The organism is Nonomuraea glycinis, from assembly GCF_014646515.1.
In the GTDB taxonomy this organism is placed as follows: Bacteria; Actinomycetota; Actinomycetes; order Streptosporangiales; family Streptosporangiaceae; genus Nonomuraea; species Nonomuraea glycinis.
The window spans coordinates 372,193-386,620 of sequence record NZ_BMNK01000001.1; the positions used below are offsets into that span (position 1 = coordinate 372,193).

The 14,428-nt window shown below is 69.6% G+C and carries 13 protein-coding genes and 1 tRNA gene; 6 read left to right on the forward strand and 8 right to left on the reverse strand.

Annotated features, from left to right (window positions below):
* Positions 1–9: 9 nt before the first annotated feature.
* Positions 10–675 (forward strand): (2Fe-2S)-binding protein, encoded by a 666-nt coding sequence (locus tag IEY87_RS01695; RefSeq protein WP_189136659.1) that lies wholly within the window; start codon positions 10–12, stop codon positions 673–675.
* On the opposite strand, the gene IEY87_RS01700 is transcribed toward IEY87_RS01695, so the two are convergent.
* Together IEY87_RS01700 and IEY87_RS01705 are read right to left on the reverse strand one after the other, a co-directional pair.
* Entirely contained in the window at positions 647–1,231 is a 585-nt protein-coding gene (locus IEY87_RS01700) for a cysteine dioxygenase (protein WP_189136660.1), read from the reverse strand. The two genes, IEY87_RS01695 and IEY87_RS01700, sit on opposite strands and share 29 nt — an antisense overlap.
* Positions 1,228–2,088, reverse strand: coding sequence for an amidohydrolase family protein (locus IEY87_RS01705; protein WP_189136661.1), 861 nt, complete (start codon positions 2,086–2,088; stop codon positions 1,228–1,230). The genes IEY87_RS01700 and IEY87_RS01705 overlap by 4 nt, the downstream gene beginning before the upstream one ends.
* A 181-nt stretch (positions 2,089–2,269) precedes the next feature.
* On the opposite strand from IEY87_RS01705, the gene IEY87_RS01710 reads away from it, so the two are divergent.
* The gene (locus IEY87_RS01710) at positions 2,270–3,265 is read left to right on the forward strand and encodes a LacI family DNA-binding transcriptional regulator (RefSeq protein WP_189136662.1); all 996 of its coding nucleotides are present in this window, start codon (positions 2,270–2,272) and stop codon (positions 3,263–3,265) included.
* Here IEY87_RS01710 and IEY87_RS01715 read toward each other — a convergent pair.
* Together IEY87_RS01715 and IEY87_RS45400 are read right to left on the reverse strand one after the other, a co-directional pair.
* On the reverse strand, positions 3,262–4,641 hold the full coding sequence (locus tag IEY87_RS01715; RefSeq protein ID WP_189136663.1) for an aromatic amino acid ammonia-lyase: 1,380 nt from the start codon (positions 4,639–4,641) through the stop codon (positions 3,262–3,264). The genes IEY87_RS01710 and IEY87_RS01715 overlap by 4 nt on opposite strands.
* A gap of 7 nt (positions 4,642–4,648) precedes the next feature.
* Positions 4,649–5,029 (reverse strand): phage holin family protein, encoded by a 381-nt coding sequence (locus tag IEY87_RS45400; RefSeq protein ID WP_225276839.1) that lies wholly within the window; start codon positions 5,027–5,029, stop codon positions 4,649–4,651.
* A gap of 138 nt (positions 5,030–5,167) precedes the next feature.
* On the opposite strand from IEY87_RS45400, the gene IEY87_RS01725 reads away from it, so the two are divergent.
* Complete coding sequence (locus IEY87_RS01725) at positions 5,168–5,437, forward strand: hypothetical protein (protein WP_189136665.1); 270 nt, start codon at positions 5,168–5,170, stop codon at positions 5,435–5,437.
* Positions 5,438–5,509: 72 nt separating this feature from the next.
* On the opposite strand, the gene IEY87_RS01730 is transcribed toward IEY87_RS01725, so the two are convergent.
* Positions 5,510–6,217: a ferredoxin reductase domain-containing protein gene (locus IEY87_RS01730; protein WP_189136666.1), complete on the reverse strand. Its 708-nt coding sequence runs from the start codon at positions 6,215–6,217 to the stop codon at positions 5,510–5,512.
* A 52-nt stretch (positions 6,218–6,269) separates the two neighbouring features.
* On the opposite strand from IEY87_RS01730, the gene IEY87_RS01735 reads away from it, so the two are divergent.
* From IEY87_RS01735 to IEY87_RS01745, 3 genes are all read left to right on the forward strand, one after another.
* Positions 6,270–6,662 (forward strand): OsmC family protein, encoded by a 393-nt coding sequence (locus IEY87_RS01735; protein ID WP_189136667.1) that lies wholly within the window; start codon positions 6,270–6,272, stop codon positions 6,660–6,662.
* A 333-nt stretch (positions 6,663–6,995) separates the two neighbouring features.
* On the forward strand, positions 6,996–7,922 hold the full coding sequence (locus IEY87_RS01740) for a nucleoside hydrolase (protein ID WP_189136668.1): 927 nt from the start codon (positions 6,996–6,998) through the stop codon (positions 7,920–7,922).
* 57 nt (positions 7,923–7,979) lie between these two features.
* Positions 7,980–8,053: transfer RNA gene (locus IEY87_RS01745), tRNA-Lys, on the forward strand.
* Between the two features lie 236 nt (positions 8,054–8,289).
* Here IEY87_RS01745 and IEY87_RS01750 read toward each other — a convergent pair.
* From IEY87_RS01750 to IEY87_RS01760, 3 genes are all read right to left on the reverse strand, one after another.
* A complete protein-coding gene (locus IEY87_RS01750) occupies positions 8,290–11,709 on the reverse strand; it encodes an alginate lyase family protein (protein ID WP_189136669.1) in 3,420 nt (1,139 codons plus the stop codon).
* Positions 11,710–11,808: 99 nt separating this feature from the next.
* Positions 11,809–13,431: an extracellular solute-binding protein gene (locus tag IEY87_RS01755; RefSeq protein ID WP_189136670.1), complete on the reverse strand. Its 1,623-nt coding sequence runs from the start codon at positions 13,429–13,431 to the stop codon at positions 11,809–11,811.
* 33 nt (positions 13,432–13,464) lie between these two features.
* The gene (locus IEY87_RS01760; protein WP_225276838.1) at positions 13,465–14,421 is read right to left on the reverse strand and encodes a carbohydrate ABC transporter permease; all 957 of its coding nucleotides are present in this window, start codon (positions 14,419–14,421) and stop codon (positions 13,465–13,467) included.
* Positions 14,422–14,428: the final 7 nt, after the last annotated feature.

The window sequence follows — 14,428 nt, forward strand, 5'->3', positions numbered from 1 at the left end:
GGACAGGGCGTGCTGACCGAGCTGCTCGACCGTATGGCCGCCGAGCGTGGCGGTGTTCTCGGCGTCGAGCCGAAGCTGGTCATCGACCCGGACGAGAGCTGGACGCCCGTCACCGAGCTGGTGCGGGAGCCGTACACCCTGCTCGGGCAGTTGGTGGACGCGACCGCCGCGCGCTGGAACGCGCCGCGGCACGTCGGCGCGGCGCTGTTGTGGAAGACCTATTCCTACTGGCACACGATGCCGCTGGCGCTCGGCTGGGCGCTGGACGGGCGGATCCCGGTCATGCGGCTGGCCGACACCTACTTCAAGGAGTCCGAGGCCGGGATCACGGTCGCGGCCACGGACGTGCGGTGGGCCGCCGACGCCGAGGCGATCGGGGACGTGCTCGCCGAGTCGCAGGCGCCGCTGGTCAAGGTGCTCAGCGCGATGGCCAAGGTGGGGGAGCGGACCCTGTGGGGCTCGACCGCCGAGGCGTTCGCGCACCCCCTGACCCAGGTCATGCCGGGCGACTACATGGCGCTGCTCAAGCGGATCGGCAAGCCCGTCGACGGGCTGGTCGAGCCCGCCGACGACGCCTACTTCCGCAGGACCTGCTGCCTGTGGGTCACCCTGCCGGACGCGCAGGCCTGCGGAAGCTGCTGCGTGCTCAGGCCACGGCGCTCCCCGTCTCCGTGAGCGTCGCCGGGTGCGTCTCCGGGAGTGCCGCCGTGGCGGCGTTGTCCATGGGTCGCAACTCGTCGGCGTAGCTCACCGAGACGCGGCGCATGACGCCGGTGTCGTCGATGGAGTACTGACCCAGCCGCCACAGCGGCGGTGAGTAGGCGTGGATGGAGACGCTGTGCTCCACCGCGCCGGTGAGCCGGTGGATGTGGTCGGGCCCGAAGGAGAACGACTGTCCCTCGCTGACCACGGTCTCCAGGTGCTCGCCGCCGATGCGCGGGTTGCACTCCAGCAGCGCGCCGCTGACGACGTGCACCGCGCCGGAGGACAGGTCGTGGTCGTGCCAGCCGGTGTCGTCCTCGGGCCGCCAGCACAGTAGCCACACGTCGATGTACGCGTCCCGGTGGAGCGAGGCGTAGTGCCTGCCGCCGTCCGCAGGGAAGTCGACCTGCTCCTGCCAGCGGGCAGGGTCGGCCGCCAGCCGGTTGACCAGATCGCGCAGCTCACGGCGGTCGAGCGTGCGTTCGGGGAGGGGGGAGCTCCCATCCTGGCTGCCGTGCTGCTCGTTCACGAACGAGTCTCCTTCCTGCCGAGTAGGCGACGTGGGTTGGTGACGCGGATGGCATGGGCGGCCGCCTGACCGAGGCCGGGGTCAGGGGCGGTGGCGTAGGGGGCGTCGGAGCCGTTGACGACCACGTCGACGCCGAGCTCGCGGACGATCGCGTCGATCGCGCGCGGGCCGTAGGAGGAGGTCTCCACGTAGCAGCGGGGATCGACCTCGCCCCGGCCGCCGCCGCCCCGGGTCATGAGCCGTTCGGAGTGCAGCGGGGCCAGCCCGGCCAGCAGGGCGAAGCAGACGCGCAGCCGGGGGTGCCGGGGCCGGACGGCGGCGTGGAAGTGGTGCCAGGCCTGGTGCATCTGCTGGACGTACGGCACCACGGCCGGCCACCAGGACGGCGCGCCCGGGGGCGTGGCGCACGGACCGGGGTGGACGAACAGCGGCAGGTCCCGGTCGGTGAGCACCTCCAGCAGCCGGTCGTCGAACGCGGCCGTCGCGGGCATCTGCAGCCCGGCCAGGCCCCGGTCCAGATCCTTGGCCAGCCGCTCCGGATCGGGCTCGCTGTGGCAGGTGGCGGCCCAGGCGCCGAACGGCTCGGGCAGCGCCAGCGAGCCGTCGTGGTAGGCGTCGATCAGCGGCCAGGCCTCCTCGGGCGGCAGCGACTCGATGCCGAGCGGGCTGGAGAGCGAGACCAGGGCCAGCTCCAGGCCCGTGGTGTCGCGTTCGTCGTGGGCCGTGGGGTCGACCTGGTAGGGAGGCTCGTCGTCGAGGAGCAGCGTCCAGCCGTCCAGGCGGGGCGGCGAGGTGCGGCGACGCAGGGCGTCGACGAACGCACCGGTCCATAGGTGCTGGTGCACGTCGATACTCATGATCACGCCTCCCCTTATTTCCTACCGACTTTATAGGTAAACCCTACATTGTGGGAATCGAGCTGGTGAACCGCTTCACTGATACGCTTCAGTGAACCGCTTCACATGAGAGATTGTCAACGTCGCGCATCCTTACCAGGCACCCGCCCTGGCTGTCGGTGTCAGCCCATAAGGTTGTCGGATGGCTCGGAAGAGAGCGACGATTCGGGAAGTGGCCCAGGCGACCGGCCTGTCACCGGCCGCCGTCTCCTACGCGCTGCGTGGTCTGCAGGTCTCCGAGGAGACGATGGAGCGGGTCCGCGCGGCGGCGGCCGAGCTGGGCTACGAGGCCGACCCCATCGCCAGAGCGCTGGCCAGCGGCCGCACCGGCATGATCGGCCTGCTCTGCGGCTCGCTGGAGGACCTCTGGCAGCAGTCGCTCGCCGTCGGCATCAGCCGCGGCCTGCGCGAGAAGGACCGCTACGCGCTCATCCTGGACGCCGTCGGCGATCCCGACCGCGAGCGCGCCCTCGCCCAGCAGCTCCGCGACCAGCGCGTCGACGGCATGATCGTGCAGCCGATCGACCCCGCCGCGCCCTTCTGGGCCCAGCTGTGCGAGTCGCTGCCGGTGGTCGCGATCGGCGACTCCCTGCCCGGCACCGCCGGTGAGGTCATCTTCGACAACCGGCGCGGCGTCACCCTCGCCCTGGAGCACCTGCGCGCGCTCGGCCACCGCTGCATCGGCGTCCTCACCCCCACCCGGGCCAGCACACCCGACCGCCCGGCCGACGTGCACGTCACGGCCGAGGGCGAGCGGCTCGGCCTGGACATCCGGGTCGCCACCGCCCAGCACGGCCTGGCCGCCGCCACCCAGGCGGCCCACGACCTGCTCGCCGACGGCCGGCCGAGCGCCGTCTTCTGCTTCGCCGACTCGATCGCCTATGGCGTCTACGCCGCGGCGGGAGAGCTGGGGCTGTCCATCCCCCGCGACATCTCGGTCATGGGCTACGACGCCCATCCCATGTCCGGCCTGCTCACGCCGGGTCTGTCCACCGTCGACTGGAACATCGACGGCATCGTCCGGGCCGCCGTCCGGCTGATGGCCGCCGCCGCAGACGGAGGCACCCGCCGCCGCCGGATCGTCCAGCAGCCCACCCTCCGCCAACGCGGCTCCGTCGCCGACCTGACGACCTCCTAGCCGCGCAGGGCCTGGCGGGCTGTCTCCAGGTCGGCGGTGAGCGGGGTGTCCGGCTTCGGGCCGTGCAAGGCTCGGGCGGCGGCGGTGTGCTCGCAGGCCAGCACGATCTCCAGCGGCTCGACGCAGCGCAGGGCGTGGCGGGCGGCCTGGGTGGCGAAGCCCGCGTGATCCTCCGCGCCCAGGGAGATGACCGCCGTGCCCGTGGTGACCGGGGCGGCGAGGTGGCGCAGCTCCGCCAGGGCGTCCTGGGCCACGTACTCCAGGATGAGCGCCCCCGAGCCGCCGGGCCGATCGGCGAGGAACGGCAGCAGGCCGGTGAACTCGGGGTTCATCAGCGTCGCCAGCCGGGCCGTGCTGAGCTGCGCCACCTGGACGAGCGAGGCGCGCAGCGTGTCGAGGGCCAGGGCCACGGGGGCGGAGTGGAAGTTGCCGTTGTGCCAGGCGAGCGAGCCGGCGATGAGCGGGTTCTCCGCCGCCGCGTTGAGGTCCGTCTCGACCACCGCCTCCGCGCGGTCCAGCGCGTCCATGGCGGCGCCGTGCACCTGGGCGAAGGCACGGTAGCCGTACGGGTCCTGGACGCGAGGGCTCGGGCCCTTGGGGAGCAGGGCGCGCAGCCGGGCGGCCACGACCGCCTGCCCGGGGTGGGGACGCGCCTCCTGTACGGCCGCCGCCAGCGGCTCGGCGGAGGCGTCCACAGCCGCGAAGGAGCGGGCGGCTCCGTCGACGGCCGCGTCGAGCAGCAGGCGCAGCCGGTGACAGGCGAGCGCGGCGTCGCCGAGGGTGGCGGCGCCCGAGCTGATGAACGGCAGCGCATCGGCGTCAGCCAACGCATAGCGGGGAACGGCGGCAGGGGCAATGCCCGCGCCGGTGCCCGTGCCTGTGTCGGCGCTGCTGCCGGTTCCCGTTCCCGTGCCGGTGGGGGGTGAGTGCCAGGGGAGTTCGCCGAGTAGGCACAGGGCGGTGGTGGACAGGGCGGTCAGGTCGCCGGTGCCGATGGCGCCGTAGGTGCGTACCGGTGGGGTGAAGCCGTCGTTGATCGCCTGGGCCAGCACCGGCAGCACGCCGGGGTCGACGCCGGAGCCGCCCGCGAGGAGCTGGTTGAGGCGGACGACCAGCATCGCCCTGGCCCGTTCCGGCTCGACCAGCGGCCCGGCGCCGCACGCGTGGCTGCGCAGCAGGGCGGCCCCGCCCTGCTCGACCAGGACGTCCTTGTTGGCGCCCACGCCGGTGCCGCGTCCGTACACGACAGTGGTGAGCCGCTGGGCGGCGGTCCACGCGGCAAGGGCCCGGTCGGTGCCGGAGATGGTGACCCGGGCCTCGCCGTGGGCGACCGCGTGCACCCGCGAGCAGGTCAGCCCGCTGCCGCCGATGTCCATGGGGCTGTCAGTCGCCGTCGGGGATGACCAGGCTGAGCAGCCAGGTGACCACGCTGATGATGATCGCGCCCAGGACTGCGCTGGGCCAGAAGTCGTCGACGTGGAAGGGGATGTCGAACTGCCCGGAGATCCAGCTGGTCAGCAGCAGCATGCCCGCGTTGATGACCAGCAGGAACAGCCCCAGGGTGAGCACGATGAGCGCGCAGCCCAGGGCTTTGACGATGGGCCTGACGATGGCGTTGACGACGCCGAAGATCAACGTCACGATCAGCAGCGTCCCCCAGTATTCGGGGGAGTACGCCTTCGTGGTGATGTCGATGCCGTCGAGGAACTGGATGGCGACCCAGAGGGCAACCGCGGCTGCCAGGGTTCTGATGATGAATCTCACGCTGGATGATCCTCCCACGGTGACCGGCACTCCAACAGGGACCCTATGCGCCGGCCGATCACTTTGCGCTCTGCTGAAGTGGCTCCGTGTTTCGGACGCCCCTCGCGGGAAAGGTCGGTCCGAAGGGGAAGGAGCGAGATGGACACCACTGGTCTCGAGTCGCTGTCCGCGAGCGAGCTGCACGAACGCGCTGTGCGCTATGCCGTGCACCATGGGGATCTCGGGTTCCTGTGGAACCTGCTCAAGGTGATCCCGGCGGCCGAGGCCGCCACGGGCCGGGAGATGACCGCCGACCTCAGCCACGTCTCGGCGCTGCTCAGCGACGCCATCGCCGCGGGCGAGGGCGATCTGGGCGAAGCACTGCGACCGGTCTACCTGGAGTATCTGCGCGCCCACCCCGACGCCTGAGCCGTACGGTCCGGCGCGCTGCCCGCTTGTGACCTGTACGGCCCGGCTCGCTGCCCGATGTGAGCCGTACGGTCAGGCTCGCTGCCGGAGCCGGACGCTCGCCGTCGTGACCTGTGTGCCGGGCACGGCCAGCCGGGCCAGGGCGCCGCGCACGTACCTCGTGAAATGGCGTGGACCGGCCAGCACCACCTCGCGGTCGGCGATGTCGGGCACCTGGCGGCTCAGCCCGGAGGCGCTCAGCCGCTCCTTGGCCCTCGGATCGTGCTCCTGCCCGACGACCAGCACCAGGCCGTACCTCTCCTGAAGCTCACGCAGCTCGTCGGTGATCAGCTCGGTGCGGTAGACCGCCACGGTGCTCTGGTCGCGCCCGGCCAGCAGCGTGCGCAGCGTCCCGGGCTCCAGGTCGGTGGCGATGAGCAGCGTGGCCCTGGTCCGGGCGGCGCCGCCGCCGTGGCTCCAGACCGCCATCACCGACGCCACGGCGTACACCAGCAGGGCCGTGACGGTCATGGGTGAGGGGGAGGCGGCGCTGAGGTGGTACGCGACGAGGAGCGTGCCCGCCAGATAGGCGGCAAGCCGCAGGCGTCGCCCGGCCCGCCGCGACCGCAGGCGGCCGGCGGACCTGACGACGATCAGGCCGAGCGCGACCAGCAGCGCCGCGCCGGCGTAGGCGGCGGGCTGCCACGCCAGGCCGTAGCCGGGCTGGACGGCGCCGAACTCGGCGACCGCGACACCGCACCAGAAGAGCACCGGACCTGTGGAACTCGCCTCGCTACCCATGTATCGAACCATGCGCGCCGAACATGAGAGCTGTCTGAGTAAGGTCTAAAACATGGCTAACGTGCGTGTGGAGCGGACTGACGACGGCGGATTTCGGGCGACGAACGACCGTGGCGCGGAGGTGCGCCTGGGCAGCAACGCGGACGACGGTGTGTTCACGCCGGTGGAGTTGCTGCTGGCCGCCGTGGGCGGGTGCAACATCGTGACCGTGGAGCCGCTGACGGCCAAGCGCGGCCACCGGCTCGTCCGGCTCGCGATGACGGTGCAGGCGGACAAGGTCGAGTCGAACCGGCTGGGCCCGGTGACCGTGACCTACGACGTCGAACTGCCCGCGAAGGAGGCCGACGAGGTCTTCCGCGCGGTGGCGGGGCGGGTGCACGACCAGTACTGCACGGTCAGCCGCTCGCTCGCGGAGGGCACGGAGGTCCGTCTGGAGATTCCCTAACCGCTTGGCGCCCCCTCGCTCCGCACCGGTTCAAACCGGGTGAATCGCTAACATTCCTTGGCGTTCACCGAACGGATATTCGACCGCGTTATGACACAGCCGTTGCATAGACCTCGGTAGTGTCGAAGCAGGTCGGAAGCATGGTGACCGGCCGTAAGACCTACACCGGAGCGGACGCGGAGGGGGACCGCCGTCTGCCAGTGCGGGACCGCCGTCGCTTTTGGGGGAAAGCGCCGGCCTGGACCGCCGTCGGGATCGGGGTCGGGCAGACTTTGGGGGACTGCCCGACCCCGATCTCTTTTTTCGCAGGTCCGCCTCGTATCGTACGGACACGTGACCAAAGTTCTCATCGACTGCGATCCGGGCATCGACGACGCCATGGCGCTCGCCCTCGCCGCCGGCGCCACCGGCCTCGACCTCGTCGCCATCACCACCGTCGGCGGCAACGTCGACCTCTCCCTGACCACGGCCAACGCGCTGGCACTCAGGGAGTTCCTCGGCCTCGGGGACATCCCGGTCACGCCCGGGAGCGCCGGGGCCCTCATGCACCGCACCGTTCGCGCCGGTGACGTCCACGGCGACACCGGCCTCGGCGGGGCCGTGCTGCCGCCGCCGCTGCTCGCGGTGGCCGAGGGGCACGCGGTGGACTGCATCATCGACACCCTGCGGGCGGCGCCGGGTGAGATCACGCTGGTGGCGATCGGCCCCCTCACCAACCTCGCCCTGGCCGTACGGCGCGAGCCGCGCGTCGTCGAGTGGGCCCACGACCTGGTGATCATGGGCGGCTCCTTCACTCGGGGCAACCACAACCCCGCCGCCGAGTTCAACATCCTCGCCGACCCGGAGGCCGCCGCGATCGTGTTCGGGGCGGGCTGGACGGTGAAGATGCTCGGCCTGGACGTGACGCTGACCGCGATGGTCACCACCGCCGAGCTGGACCGGATGCGACCCCTGGGACGGCTGGCCGAGCTGCTGGTGCCCGCCGCCCAGTTCTACGGCGAGGTGACCGAGCACGGCGGCCCGGCCATCCACGACGCCTGCGCGGTCGCGTACGTGCTGGACCCGTCCCTGGTCACGATGGTGCCCGCAGTGGTGAACGTGGAGACCGTCGGGGAGTTCACCCGGGGGATGACGGTGGTGGACTTCCAACTGCGCGATCGCCGGCCGAACGCCCTGGTGGCCACCGCGCTGAACGTGCCGCGGTTCTGGGATCTCGTGCTGGAGGCGTACGGAAGACTGGCGGCGCGGCTGGGCGGATGAGGCCCGCGACAGTGTGCGGGCAGTGCGTGGCGGCTGATACAGTTACCCGTGTTGCAGGCGCCGCTAGCTCAGATGGTTAGAGCAGCTGACTCTTAATCAGCGGGTCCGGGGTTCGAGTCCCTGGCGGCGCACCGCATCGAAACCCTAGCTCAGTGCGCTGAGCTGGGGTTTTTCGATTTTCGAGTGGCTCTGGCGGCGTCGAGGTGCTCCCGTGGTTGCTCGCCGGATGCTCTTCGGCACGGTTTCCGGGCACACCAGGCGCAGGACGAGAGCGCGGATGGAGCGGACTGTGGGCGGGCGCCCAGGCCGCAGCCTGTCGTACCCGCCTCAGCCGCGTAACCCCCGAATGATTGACGAGCGAGACCGCTTAGTCGTGGTGGTCCCAGCGGTTGCCGGCGCCGGGGGCACGTGGCCGCAGGCGCTCCCGCCCTCCGCAGGACCGAGCAACAGTGACGTTCTCGAACGAGCTCTCCGTGGATGCGTAAAGCCCGACGCCGCCGCTGCGCACAACGGTGTCGCGATCCTTCAGGATCTCAACGCCGTTCAACGTCACGGTGATGCGGTCGCCGTGAATCGCCGCACCCAGTCGCACGGGACCTGTCAACGGGTTGCTGATGGATGCCGTGGCCACTGTGACGGGACCCGACGCGTGCGCCTCGCGGATGATGCTCGCGTACTGGGTTCCGTTGCTCGTCTTGCCGACGTGGATCCGATACCCGTACGCGTCCGTGGTGTCTCGCAGCGAGATTCCCGCGTTACCGACGGATCCGTCGATCGTGACCGTGGTCTCCACGGCGTAGTCGCACGCCTCGGAGAAGCGCTTCGGCAGTGTCGAGTCGGCCAGTACGTGCGCCCGGCCACCGGAAGGCGGCGTGAGGTGCAACTTGCCCGAGGCGACGGACACAGACCCTGTTATTCCTCGCCAATTGGCCTGATCGAGCCCTTCCCTGATCACGATGTTGTCGAAGGTCGCGGCCCGCCGATGCGTGAAGGCGGCGGCACCACCCGTCGGCAACTGTCCGTCGTCCGCGGAGATCGACGTGTCGCCGACTTTGGCGCTCAGATGCCTCCCGATCGCGGATACGACCAGCTTGTGCGGGACGTTGGCGCCGCTCGGCAGCTCGGTCTCCGCGAGAATCTCGGTCTTGGAGTCGTATATCTTCACGAGCTTCAGCGTCGCTCCCGACGTGGAGTTGAGCACTTCGGCCCGGTAGTAGTTGTGGGAATCGTGGTAGCGGAACGCGAGACCGGTACGGGATGTCGTCTGCCCGCGTGGTCCGGGAACGATGTCCGCGGCCATGACCACGTCATCGGGTACGTCCCGCAGCGCCGCGAACGACATCATGTCCGCAGTCGAGGTCTGTGCCAGCTGCGTGTCCGGCTGTGCGCCGGTCAGCGCCCAGGTCCCCTGGACCGGCCTCCAGCCGCCGAAGGATCCGTTGAAGTCATGAACGGTGCGCTCCAGGCCGGCATCGTCGAACTCGTCGTTGAGCACGGGTGCCGGGGCGAAGTGTTCCTCGAGTGACACGGTGATGAGGTTGCCCGTGCGGGTGAACGCGATCGGGGTGTCGTTCACCTTCACCGCGTTCGCGTTCGGCGCGTTGATGGAGAGCGTGCCGGTGAACGGGTCCCCCAGCGAGATCCGGGCGGTCGCGCCGCGCAGTTCCACACTGGCATCGGACACCGGTGCGGATGCGCTGATAACGGTGTTGCCTTGGTCGATCAGCGACGACCCTCTGGTCAGCGCGTACCTGGTGAGCCCGCCGCCCGAAGCACGCTCGAGGTACGCGGTCTCGGCGTTGGTCGTGGCGGCCCCGAACGCCCTCGACGAGGGAGTCGCCTCGCGCGACAGGTAGAAGCGTCCGGTCGCGTCCGGCAGGGCGATCTCCATCGCCGTCGCCACGGAGTGACTCACCCCGGGCATGGCGATGCGCTTCGCCGTCACCGAGGGCGCCGCGCCGGCCTGGCCGGGAACCACGACCGTGTCCAGTCCCGTCGACCCGGTGGAGGACCAGTCGTACGACAGGTAGTCGACGTCGGTGAGTACCCGCTCGCCGACGCGTACGGCGCCATTCTTGTGGACCCTGGGGGTCACCGCGGCGCCGGCCGTGGCCACCGGGATGAGCCGCACGCCGGCGACGGGTGCGGCTCCGGGCACGGTGTCGAACCCGACCGTGGCGACCTTCGTCGTCGGATTGACGGTCACCGGATCACCGGGGAAGTGCCAGAGCTGCCGGTATTCGTGCGCGGCGGTGTCACCGGTGAGGTCGTCGGAGACCACCCAGAAGCCGGGCTTGATGAAGTAGACCGCGCGGTCGTGCGCGACCGGCCGGTAGCCCATCGCCGCACCGCGGTAGATGTCGAGGCCCGCGTTCGAGCGCCACAGTGACGTCGTGCGGGGAACGCCTTTGGCCTGCGGCTCTCCGTCGACCTCGATGGTGTTGTGCGCCTCGGTTTCACGACGCATCCAGTTGTTCGTGTCGGTCGCGCTGTAGTCCCCCACCCCGGAGTCGACGATCAGCGGACGCCCGTACGCCGCCATCACCAGGCTGAGGTCGTCCGGATGCCGATGCGAGGCGGTGTAACTGGAATTCTGGTTGTTGATCAGCATGTACCGGGCATCGGCATCCCACCCGGAACGCTGAACCGCGAAGCTGATCGGAAACACCGTGGACGACAGCGTCGGGGCGGTCCCCTCCGTTCGGCCGGAGGCGACCCAGGTGAAATCGGGCCAGGAGTTGCGTACACCGCTCCTGCGAATGGCCGACGTACCCGCGTAGTTGTTCGGCGTGTCGCCGATCGCCGCGGGTTCGAGATTCGGCTGACGGGTCGCGAACAGCGAATCCGCGATCCAGTCCGCCCCCTGGACGAGCGAATCAGGAACGGTTCGCCCGTTGGCATTCGCGACTGCCACGATGGAATTGAGGATGTCTGCGACGTATGCCTGATAGTTGAACGCCGGCTCGCGGTACACACCGTCGCCCTTCACGTGCGCGCGCAGAAACCGCTCGGCCGAGCGCACCGCGAACCACTCCCAGCCAGGCGATGACGAGAACTCGGGCAGATACACGGCTGCCGCGTGGACGGAGCGGGCCATCGACACATACCAGTTGTTTCCGACATGTATCTGCATCACGCCGGCGAGGAAGTCCGTCGTGGCGTGCACGCCGGACAGGTACTTCACGAGATCGCTCGCGTCGATGCCAGGATCGGTCCGGAACACGGAGAACGCGCTGACCAGCTGGGCGAGCCGCTTGGCCGCCGACAGGTTGCGGCCCTGCGGCCAGCTCTGATTGTCGGCGAAGAAGTCCAGCGAGATGTCCATCCACGCCGCCGCGTACGCCGCACGCTTCGCCGGATCGCTTTCGGACACGTAGGCGTAGGTCAGTTTGGGGATGAACGTGAAGTCGCTCATCAAGGTCTGCGCGCCGCCCGGGGTGGTCTGCGTCCCACCCCAAAGGTCCTGCCAGTCGATGTCGATCCGCTGCTCGGCGCTGTTGTAGAAGGTGCGAGTTTCGGAGCCGAACCGGAAGATCCCCGCCGCGAGCTCGTCGGGGCCCGAGTCGCCACCGCCCAGGCCCTCGGCCGGAGCCGGGTAGTGGACGTCGGCGCGGCCCGCGTAATACACCTTGAGCTCGCTCGCGGCGCCCGCTTCATCACCGGCGGCTAACTTGGCCGCCACCGCGCTGAGCCCCGGGCGCGTCAGGTCGAGCAGCCTGCCGAGATCCGACATGTCGGCGAAGGCGGCACTGCCCGGCGACAGAAACGCCGCCACCAGAGCCAGCACGACCGCCGCACGGACCCGACGACGCGTGTACCAACGTAACGTGCTCCGTCTCACCACTGTCTTCTCCCTAACCCTGTGAGAGTGTCAGCTGAGTCCACGTCAACCACCCGCCTGCTCCTCGTACTCGGCCTTGATCTTGTTGCCCACCCGGTCCATGAACTTCTTGATGGCCGGCTGCCACGCCGAGACGGGCTTGTTCCCCAGCTGGATCTCCTGCAGCACCGAGTCCAGTTCCTGCTGCTCGCTGGCAGCCTTGCTGGCGGCGGTCTCCGAGTACAGCCCGAGGGTCGGGTCCGCGACGGCAAGCGGGACGCCGGCGGCCTGGTGGTCGTGCTGGTCCTGTACGGCCTGGCGGTTGCCCGGCTCGTAGATGACGGGCGATGCTTCGGCGAGGTACCGCACCGGCAGGAATATCTGGCTGCGCCCGCCCTCGGTGAGGGTCGGGTCGGAGCCGTCGCGGGTGAACGTCTGGCCCTCGACGCCGTACCGGAGGGCCAGGTACTCGCTGCTGCCGAAGGGTGCGCACAACCAGTCGAGGACCTTGAGGATCTGTTTGATCCGGTCGGCGTTGTCGGTCTTGGCTACAGCGGTGAAGCTGGACAGGGTCGGGCCGGGCGTGCGTACCCGCGTCCCTGTGCCGTCTCGGGTGGGCGAGAGCATGCCGGTCAGGCGGAAGCCGGGCACGTCTTTCGCCTGGCCGTAGAACTTGCCCCACCCGGCGTACCCGCCGATGGTGAACGAGGTCGTGCCGGCCAGCATCCACGCGTTGCGCTTCGTGTTGGGCGCGCCCGCGTGGTCGGGATGCACCACCCCCGACTTCACCAGCTCGACGGTGTCCTCGAGGGCCTGCATGAACTGCGGTGTCGTCCCGGAGTGGGTGAAGACGCCACCTTCGGCCTGCCAGACGCCGGTGCCGCCGGGCCAGTTGCCGGTGATCCCGTTCATCTCAAGGATCGTGTTGAACGGGATCTGTCCGAACGCCCACCGACCGGCCCGCTCGTCGGTCAGCGCGCCCGCCATCTCCTTGAACTCGGCCAACGAACGGGGCTGGAGGCTGAGTCCTGCCTTGGCCAGCAGGTCGGCCCGGGTGTACAGCACGGTGCCGATCCGTGCCCGCGGCACGGGAATGCCCCAGATCCGCTGGTCGTAGACGGTGCTGCGCCAGGCATCGGTGGGCAGGGCGGCGAGGTTCGGGTAGGCGAGGACCGCGTCCCCGGACAGGTACTCGGTGAGGTCGGTGAATGTCGCCTTCAGCATGGCCGGCATCTGCTGGACAACGCCCTGGATGGCCACGATGTCGGGCAGATCGCCACCGGCAATGGTCGTGGCGACCTTGCTCTTGTAGTCAGTCGAGGCGACGTACGTGATCTTCAGTTCGGTGCCGAGTTTGCTGTTGAGGTTCTGCCAGTAGGGGTTCGAGCCGAGCGCGGGGGCGATCGGATCATAGGTGTACGTCAGTGCCGTGACGGCTTCGCCCCGCACCGGTTGTGATGCGGCGCTGGAGGCGGCCGGGTAGGTGAAGTATCCCGGCGAAACCCCGGCCGGCGCGGCGGCCAGGTCGGGCGTGACCGCGGTGACGGGCTTGTAGGTGGGCAGCTTGACCGACCCGGTCGAGCTGTTCGGCGAACTCGGGCTGCCGTCGCCGCAGGCCCCGAGCAGCGGGGCCAGCCCTGTTGCCGCGCCGAGTGCCAGGACGTGGCGGCGGCTGAAGGTGGGTGCCATGACGTCTCCTTGCCACACTGCGTGGACGACCGGTCAGCCCTTGACGGCGCCGACCATGAGTCCCTTGGCGAAGTGCTTTTGGATGAAGGGGTAGATGAACAGGATGGGCAGGACGGAGATGACGAGAATCGCCATCTGGACGGAGATCTGTGGTGGCAGGTTCTCCAGGTTCGAGCTGAGCTGGTCGGACCCGATCGGGGTGTTGTTGACGACGTAGGTGCGCAGCACCAGTTGCAGCGGCCACTTTTCCGACGACTGGAGGTACAACATCGCGGAGAAGAAGGCGTTCCAGTACGCCACCGCGTAGAACAGCCCGATCACGGAGACGACCGCCTTCGACAGTGGCAGGACGATCCGCAGCAGGACGCGCATCTCCCCGGCACCGTCTATATAGGCGCTTTCCCGCAGCTCGCCGGGGATTCCCTGGAAGAACGCGCGCATGACGATGACGTTGAACGCGTTCACCAGCACCGGCAGGATCAGTGCCAGGTAGCTGTCCAGCAGGCCGAGCTGTTTGACCGTCAGGTACATCGGGATGATGCCCGGGTTGAACAGCAGGGTGAACACCGTCATCAGCAGAATCGGCTTCTGCAGCAACGCACCTGGCCGCGACAGCGCGTACGCCAGAGCGATCGTGCTGACGAGGCTGAGTGCCGTGCCGACCGCGGTGATGCCGGCGCTCACCAGCAGTGCACGGGTGACGATTCCGCCGGACAGGACGGCCCGGTAGGAGTCCAGCGTCGGTTCGTTCGTCCACAGCACGAAGCCGCCCGCCCTGTTGATCTCCTCCGGGGAGGCGATGCTGGTCATGAGCACCGCCCAGAACGGCACCAGAACCGCCAGGCAGCCCAGGCCGAGCACGAGTCCCCGCGCACCGACCCCCAGCTTGCTCGGCTCGCCCATCCAGGCCGGACGCCGGCTGCGGCCCGAGCGTGGCCGCCGCGGCCCTGTGCCCGCGGCGGGGCGCGCCACGGACACCGCAGTCCGCACAGATCGG

Coding starts and splice junctions, on each gene's coding strand:
- IEY87_RS01705 (WP_189136661.1), bottom strand. CDS start 2,088: ATGAGTATCGACGTGCACCAGCACCTATGGACCGGTGCGTTCGTCGAC.
- IEY87_RS01710 (WP_189136662.1), top strand. CDS start 2,270: ATGGCTCGGAAGAGAGCGACGATTCGGGAAGTGGCCCAGGCGACCGGC.
- IEY87_RS01715 (WP_189136663.1), bottom strand. CDS start 4,641: ATGGACATCGGCGGCAGCGGGCTGACCTGCTCGCGGGTGCACGCGGTC.
- IEY87_RS01725 (WP_189136665.1), top strand. CDS start 5,168: ATGGACACCACTGGTCTCGAGTCGCTGTCCGCGAGCGAGCTGCACGAA.
- IEY87_RS01730 (WP_189136666.1), bottom strand. CDS start 6,217: ATGGGTAGCGAGGCGAGTTCCACAGGTCCGGTGCTCTTCTGGTGCGGT.
- IEY87_RS01735 (WP_189136667.1), top strand. CDS start 6,270: ATGGCTAACGTGCGTGTGGAGCGGACTGACGACGGCGGATTTCGGGCG.
- IEY87_RS01755 (WP_189136670.1), bottom strand. CDS start 13,431: ATGGCACCCACCTTCAGCCGCCGCCACGTCCTGGCACTCGGCGCGGCA.